This window comes from Cupriavidus sp. 01L46 (assembly GCF_056399905.1).
In genome coordinates this window covers 1-6,600 of record NZ_JBFTSF010000314.1, presented here as the reverse complement: position 1 = coordinate 6,600, position 6,600 = coordinate 1, and the positions used below count along the sequence as shown (strand labels likewise).

Below are 6,600 nucleotides of genomic sequence, written 5' to 3'. Positions count from 1 at the left end.
ATCATCACGGGGGTAAAGCGGGTGCCCTCCTCGTTGGTCCAGAACGCCAGCTCCAGCGGCGCGCGGGTGACGATGCCCAGGTCGTTGAGCGTGCGCATGACCTCCAGGCCAGCCAGCACGCCGAAGTTGCCGTCGAACTTGCCGCCCGAGGGCTGGGTGTCGATGTGGCTGCCGGTGGCCACCGCGGCCGCATGGGGATCGCTGCCGGCACGGCGCGCGAACACGTTGCCTACCTCGTCGGTGCGCACGTCGAGCCCGGCCTCGCGGCACCAGCCGACCACCAGGTCGCGGCCCTGGCGGTCCAGCTCGGTCAGCGCGATGCGGCACACCCCGCCCTTGGGCGTGGCGCCGATCTGCGCGAGGTCCATCAGCGATTGCCACAGGCGTGCTGCGTTGATGCGGGGAAGGTGTTGCTGATCCATGTCGGGAAGCCGGTTGGTTGGGAGTCAGACAGGGAAGTCAGCAAAAAACAGGCCATGGCAAGAACACCAGCGGCACAACGCTCGGGCACAGGCTCAGGCATCGGTACTGGCATAGGCACTGGCATAGGCACTGGCATATGACTTGCTTAACTGCTCCCGTCTCCCCTTCCCCCCACCCAGGAGCTTTGCCCGTGACCGTTTTCTCTTCCGACTCAGTAAGAAGCGTGAAACCCGGCCTGAAGTCCATCGCCGCCGCTGCAGCGATCACCGCCGTCTCGATCCTCGCCTTGCCGGGCACCGCGATGGCCGAGAAGGTGCTGCGCATCGGCATGACCGCCGCGGACATCCCGCGCACGCTGGGCCAGCCCGACCAGGGCTTCGAAGGCAACCGCTTCACCGGCATCCCGATGTACGACGGGCTGACCCAGTGGGACCTGTCCAAGGCCAACGGCCCCAGCCTGCTGATTGCCGACCTCGCCACGGAATGGAAGGTCGATGCCAAGGACAAGACCAGGTGGATCTTCAAGCTGCGCCCCGGCGTGAAATTCCATGACGGCTCGCCGTTCAACGCCGACGCCGTGGTGTGGAACGTGGGCAAGGTGCTCGACAAGACCGCCAGGCAGTTCGACCCCAGCCAGGTTGGCGTGACCGCCTCGCGCATGCCAACGCTGCGCTCGGCCAAGAAGATCGACGACCTCACGGTGGAGCTGGTTACGTCGGAGCCGGACTCTTTCCTGCCCTACAACCTGAGCAACCTGTTCATGGCCTCGCCCACACAGTGGGACAAGAAGCTGGCAGCAGTACCGGCCTCGGTGAGCGATCCGGCCGAGCGCTCCAAGCAAGCCTGGGTGGCCTTTGCCGCCGATGCCTCGGRCACCGGTCCCTTCAAGATGAGCCGCTTCGTGCCGCGCGAGCGCCTGGAGATGGTCAAGAACGCGCAGTATTGGGACGCCAAGCGCGTGCCCAAGATCGACAAGGTGGTGATGCAGCCGATGCCGGRGGCCAACGCTCGCACCGCCGCGCTGCTGTCGGGCCAGGTCGACTGGATCGAGGCGCCGGCACCGGATGCCGTGGCGCAGATCAAGAGCCGCGGCTTTGAGGTCTACGCCAATGCCCAGCCGCATATGTGGCCGTGGCAGCTGTCGTTCGCGCCCGGATCGCCCTGGCTCGACAAGCGCGTGCGCCAGGCGGCCAACCTGTGCGTGAACCGCGAGGGCCTGAAGACCTTGCTGGGCGGCTACATGGCTGAATCCAAAGGCATCGTCGAAAAGGGCAACCCGTGGTGGGGCAACCCCACGTTCGATATCAAGTACGACGCCAACGCCGCGCGCAAGCTGATGCAGGAGGCCGGCTACTCGGCCGCCAAGCCGATGAAGGTAAAGGTGCAGGTGTCGGCCTCGGGCTCCGGCCAGATGCAGCCGCTGCCGATGAACGAGTATGTGCAGCAGAACCTGAAAGCGTGCTTCATCGACGTCGACTTTGACGTGGTCGAGTGGAACACGCTGTTCACCAACTGGCGCATCGGCGCCAAGGACCCGAGCGCGCATGGCGCCAACGCCATCAACGTAAGCTTTGCGGCGATGGACCCGTTCTTTGCCATGGTCCGTTTTGTCAGCACCAAGACGCAGCCCCCGGTCTCGAACAACTGGGGCTACTTCGGCAACGCGGAGTTCGACAAGCTGATCGAAACGGCGCGCACATCCTTCGACGAAAAGGCGCGCGACACGGCACTGGCCAAGCTGCATGCCCGCATCGTGGAAGAAGCGCCGTTCGTGCTGATCGCGCATGACGTAGGCCCACGCGCGATCTCCAGGAAGGTCAAGGGCGTGGTGCAGCCGCAGAGCTGGTTTATCGACATCGCCACCATGTCGATGGACTGAGGCGTGCTACACGCCGAGCACTGAGCCGAGCACTAAGCCGTGCACTAGGCCGTGCACTAGGCCGTGCACCAAGCGGCCAGCGCGCGTGGCCGGTCCCGGGCCGGCCACGCGCACCGCAATCCAGAAGATGCCAGGCCGGCATGCATCGGCCTGGCTCCCCGAGAAACCACGGCAGGCAACGCTCGCCTCCCCCCCGGCCACGAACATGCTCTACCTGCTCCGCCGCATCGTCTACGCGATCCCCATCCTGCTCGGGGTCGCCCTGCTCTGCTTCTCGCTGGTCCATATCGCGCCAGGCGACCCGCTGGTGTCGGTGCTGCCGCCCGACGCCTCCGAGGATCTGCGCCGCCAGCTCACCGCGCTCTATGGCTTCGATAAGCCCTTCCTCGAACAATTCCTGCACTGGCTCACCCGCGCGCTGCACGGCGACCTGGGCACGTCCATCGCCACCAACCGCCCGGTGATGAGCGAGGTGATGACGGCGGTGATCAACTCGGTCCGGCTGGCCGCGGTGGCCACGCTGATCGGATTTACCTTCGGCTGCCTGTTCGGCTTCGTGGCGGGCTACTTCCGCGATTCCGCGGCGGACCGCACGGCCTCCTTCCTGTCGGTCTTCGGCGTGAGCATGCCGCACTACTGGCTGGGCATGGTGCTGGTGATCGTGTTCTCCGTGTTCCTCGGCTGGCTGCCCGCCACCGGCGCCGGCCCTGGTGGCTCCAGCGACTGGGCATGGAACTGGGAGCATATCCAGTACATGGTGCTGCCGGCGGTGACGATGTCGGTGATCCCGATGGGCATCGTGGCGCGCACCATCCGCGCGCTCGTGGCTGAAATCCTCTCGAACGAATTCATCGTCGGCCTCAAGGCACGCGGCTTGTCGGAGCTGGCGGTGTTCCGCCATGTGCTGAAGAACGTCGCGCCCACCGCACTGTCGGTAATGGGCCTGCAGCTCGGCTACCTGCTCGGCGGCTCGATCCTGATCGAGACGGTGTTCTCCTGGCCCGGCACGGGCTTCCTGCTCAACTCGGCGATCTTCCAGCGCGACTTTCCGCTGCTGCAGGGAACCATCCTCGTGCTCGCCGTGTTCTTCGTGCTGCTGAACCTGCTGGTCGATGCACTGCAGACCTTGTTCGACCCGCGCATCCAGCGCAACTGACGCCATCAAGGAAACCCGGGAGCCCCCATGGAAATGACTCTGAAAAAGCCCGCCCTTGTGCCCGTCGTGCAGCGCTCGCCTGGCTACTGGGCCACGGTGGGCAAACGCCTGCTGCGCAACAAGCTGGCCATGCTGGCCGCGCTGATCCTGCTGGCGCTGGTGTTGATGGCGATCTTCGCACCCGTGCTGATGCCGGCCGATCCGTATGCCGCCTCGATCATGAAGCGCCTCAAGCCGATCGGCACGGAGCACTACCTGGTTGGCACCGACGAACTGGGGCGTGACCTGCTGTCCCGCCTGATGCTGGGCGCGCGCCTGTCGCTGTTCATGGGCATCACGCCGGTGCTGATCGCCTTTGTGATCGGCAGCGCGCTGGGCATCGTCGCGGGCTATGCCGGCGGCTGGACCAATACCGTGATCATGCGGCTGGTCGACATCCTGTACGCCTTCCCCTCGGTGCTGCTGGCCATCGCGCTGTCGGGCACGCTCGGCGCAGGCGTCGGCAATGCACTGCTGTCGCTCACCATCGTGTTCGTGCCGCAGATCGTGCGCGTGGCGGAGAGCGTGACCACGCAGGTACGCAACCGCGAGTTCGTCGATGCGGCGCGCGCCTCGGGGGCGTCGTCGCTGACCATCGTGCGGGCCCACGTGCTCAACAATGTGCTGGGGCCGATCTTTGTCTACGCCACCGGCCTGATCTCGGTGTCGATGATCCTGGCCTCGGGCTTGTCTTTCCTCGGCCTCGGCGTCAAGCCGCCCGAGCCGGAATGGGGCCTGATGCTTAACACGCTGCGCACGGCGATCTATACGCAGCCGCTGGTTGCCGCCCTGCCCGGCGCCATGATCTTCCTGACCTCGATCTCCTWCAACCTGCTCGCCGATGGCATTCGCTCGGCGATGGAAATCAAGGACTGATGCCATGATGGAAACCTTGCAAGACACGGTACCCGATGCATTGGCCAACACCGATGTCGGCGGCCCCGCGCAACCGCTGGTGATCGCGCGCGACCTGATCAAGCACTTCCCGCTCAAGTCGAAACTACCCTGGCGCAGCGGTGGCGAAGTCCGCGCCGTCGACGGCGTCAGCTTCGAGGTGAGAAAGGGCGAAACGCTGGGCGTGGTCGGCGAATCCGGCTGCGGCAAGTCCACCACCGCGCGGCTGCTGATGCAGTTGATCGCGCAAAACAGCGGCGAGCTGATTTTCGATGCGCTGGGCGTGGGATCGGCGCAGCTGCCGATGAAGCGCTACCGCAGCCAGGTGCAGATGGTGTTCCAGGACAGCTACTCCTCGCTCAATCCGCGCCTGACCATCGAGGAATCCATCGCCTTTACCGCGCGCGTGCACGGCATCGACGCGGCCGAAGCCAGCGCGCGGGCACGTGCCCTGCTGGACCGCGTGGGCCTGGAGCCGGCGCGCTTTGCCGGGCGCTATCCGCACGAGCTCTCCGGCGGGCAGCGCCAGCGGGTGAACATCGCGCGGGCGCTGGTGCTGCGCCCGCGCCTGGTGATCCTCGATGAAGCCGTGTCGGCGCTGGACAAATCGGTGGAGGCACAGGTGCTCAACCTGCTGCTCGACCTCAAGGCCGAGTTCGACCTCACCTACGTGTTCATCAGCCACGACCTGAACGTGATCCGCTACCTGTGCGACCGCGTGATGGTGATGTACCTGGGCAAGGTGGTGGAAGTGGGTGACACCGAAACGCTCTATGCCAACCCCGCGCATCCCTACACGCGTGCGCTGCTGGCCTCGATGCCGGCAATGGACCCGGATCACCGCACCCAGGTCGCGCCGCTGGCGGGAGACCCGCCCAACCCGATCAACCCGCCATCCGGCTGCACCTTCCATCCGCGCTGCGCCATGGCGGAGGACATTTGCTCGCGCCGTGCGCCGCAGTTGTCCGAAGCGCTGGCGGGGCATCCGGTGGCCTGCCTGATGGCTAACGCGGACGGCGGCCACAGCCGGCAGATGCCCGCGGCCGCCAGCCCGCTCGTTGCAGCATCCTGAGGGCCAAATCGTGAATGCACCCGTGAACGTACCCCTGAACGTACCCGTGACCGCACCCAACCACAGCACCGAACCGCAGGCAGCCGCCCCCATGGTGTCGGTGCGCGACCTGCGCGTGACCTTCTCCGGCGGCGGCAAGACCATTCGCGCCGTCAGTGGCGTGTCGCTTGAGGTGGCGGCCGGCGAAACGCTCGCCCTGATCGGCGAATCCGGCTCCGGCAAGAGCGTGACGCTGCGCGCGCTGATGCGCCTGCATCCGCCGCGCCGCACCCGCATGGAAGGCGAGATCCGCATTGATGGCACCGACGTCACCGCCCTCGATGGCCGCGGCCTCGCCCGGCTGCGCGGCGGCAAGGTGGCGATGGTGTTCCAGGAACCGTTGCTGGCGCTGGACCCGGTCTACACGATCGGCCAGCAAATCATCGAATGCATCCGCACCCACGCCCGTGTGTCCGCGGCCGAGGCGCGCCAGCGTGCGCTGCGCGCGCTGGAGTCCGTGCGCATTCCCAGCCCGGAGCGGCGCCTGGCGGCTTATCCGCACGAAATGTCCGGCGGCATGCGCCAGCGCGCCATGATCGCGCTGGCGCTGTCGGCCAACCCCAAGGTCCTGCTGGCCGACGAGCCGACCACCGCGCTGGACGCCACCGTGCAGATCCAGGTGCTGATCCTGCTGCGCGAGCTGCAACGCGAGCTCGGCCTGTCGATCGTGTTCGTCACCCATGACATCGGCGCGGCTGTGGAAATCGCCGACCGCGTCGCCGTGATGTACGGCGGGCGCATCGTCGAGGAAGGCCCGATCCGTACCATCCTGCGCGCCGCGCGCCATCCCTATACGATGGCGCTGCTGCAAAGCCGCCAGCACGGCATGGACCGCGGCCAGCGGCTGCAGACCATCGCCGGCTCGCCACCCGATCTGTCGGCCTTGCMGCCGGGCYGCAGCTTTGCCCCGCGCTGCCCGCACGCGCGCGCGCAATGCCTGGAGGCGGTGCCGGGGGCTACCGCGCTGGGTGGCGGGCATAGCGTGAGCTGTGTGCTGGCCAGCGAGCCTGTCGCCCATGCCGAGGCGCTGGCGTAAGCGCTGTCAACCCGCCGTGACGCCGCGGCATGTCGGCACATGCAGTGCATGCCGTGCAATCC

General features: G+C 66.7%; 6 protein-coding genes. 5 read left to right on the top strand and 1 reads right to left on the bottom strand.

Going from position 1 to position 6,600, the window contains the following annotated elements:
- The coding region (locus AC1DS3_RS32785) for a M20/M25/M40 family metallo-hydrolase (protein ID WP_477128792.1) at positions 1-422 on the bottom strand (422 nt) is incomplete at its 3' end.
- A 302-nt stretch (positions 423-724) separates the two neighbouring features.
- On the opposite strand from AC1DS3_RS32785, the gene AC1DS3_RS32780 reads away from it, so the two are divergent.
- From AC1DS3_RS32780 to AC1DS3_RS32760, 5 genes are all read left to right on the top strand, one after another.
- Positions 725-2,302: an ABC transporter substrate-binding protein gene (locus tag AC1DS3_RS32780; protein ID WP_477128794.1), complete on the top strand. Its 1,578-nt coding sequence runs from the start codon at positions 725-727 to the stop codon at positions 2,300-2,302.
- A gap of 205 nt (positions 2,303-2,507) precedes the next feature.
- Positions 2,508-3,458, top strand: a complete 951-nt coding sequence (locus AC1DS3_RS32775) for an ABC transporter permease (protein ID WP_183031677.1) — start codon at positions 2,508-2,510, stop codon at positions 3,456-3,458.
- A 27-nt stretch (positions 3,459-3,485) separates the two neighbouring features.
- Entirely contained in the window at positions 3,486-4,373 is an 888-nt protein-coding gene (locus tag AC1DS3_RS32770; protein ID WP_477128791.1) for an ABC transporter permease, read from the top strand.
- Positions 4,374-4,380: 7 nt separating this feature from the next.
- Positions 4,381-5,463, top strand: coding sequence for an ABC transporter ATP-binding protein (locus AC1DS3_RS32765; RefSeq protein ID WP_441630908.1), 1,083 nt, complete (start codon positions 4,381-4,383; stop codon positions 5,461-5,463).
- 91 nt (positions 5,464-5,554) lie between these two features.
- Positions 5,555-6,538 (top strand): ABC transporter ATP-binding protein, encoded by a 984-nt coding sequence (locus AC1DS3_RS32760; RefSeq protein ID WP_477128793.1) that lies wholly within the window; start codon positions 5,555-5,557, stop codon positions 6,536-6,538.
- The last annotated feature ends 62 nt before the right edge of the window (positions 6,539-6,600 follow it).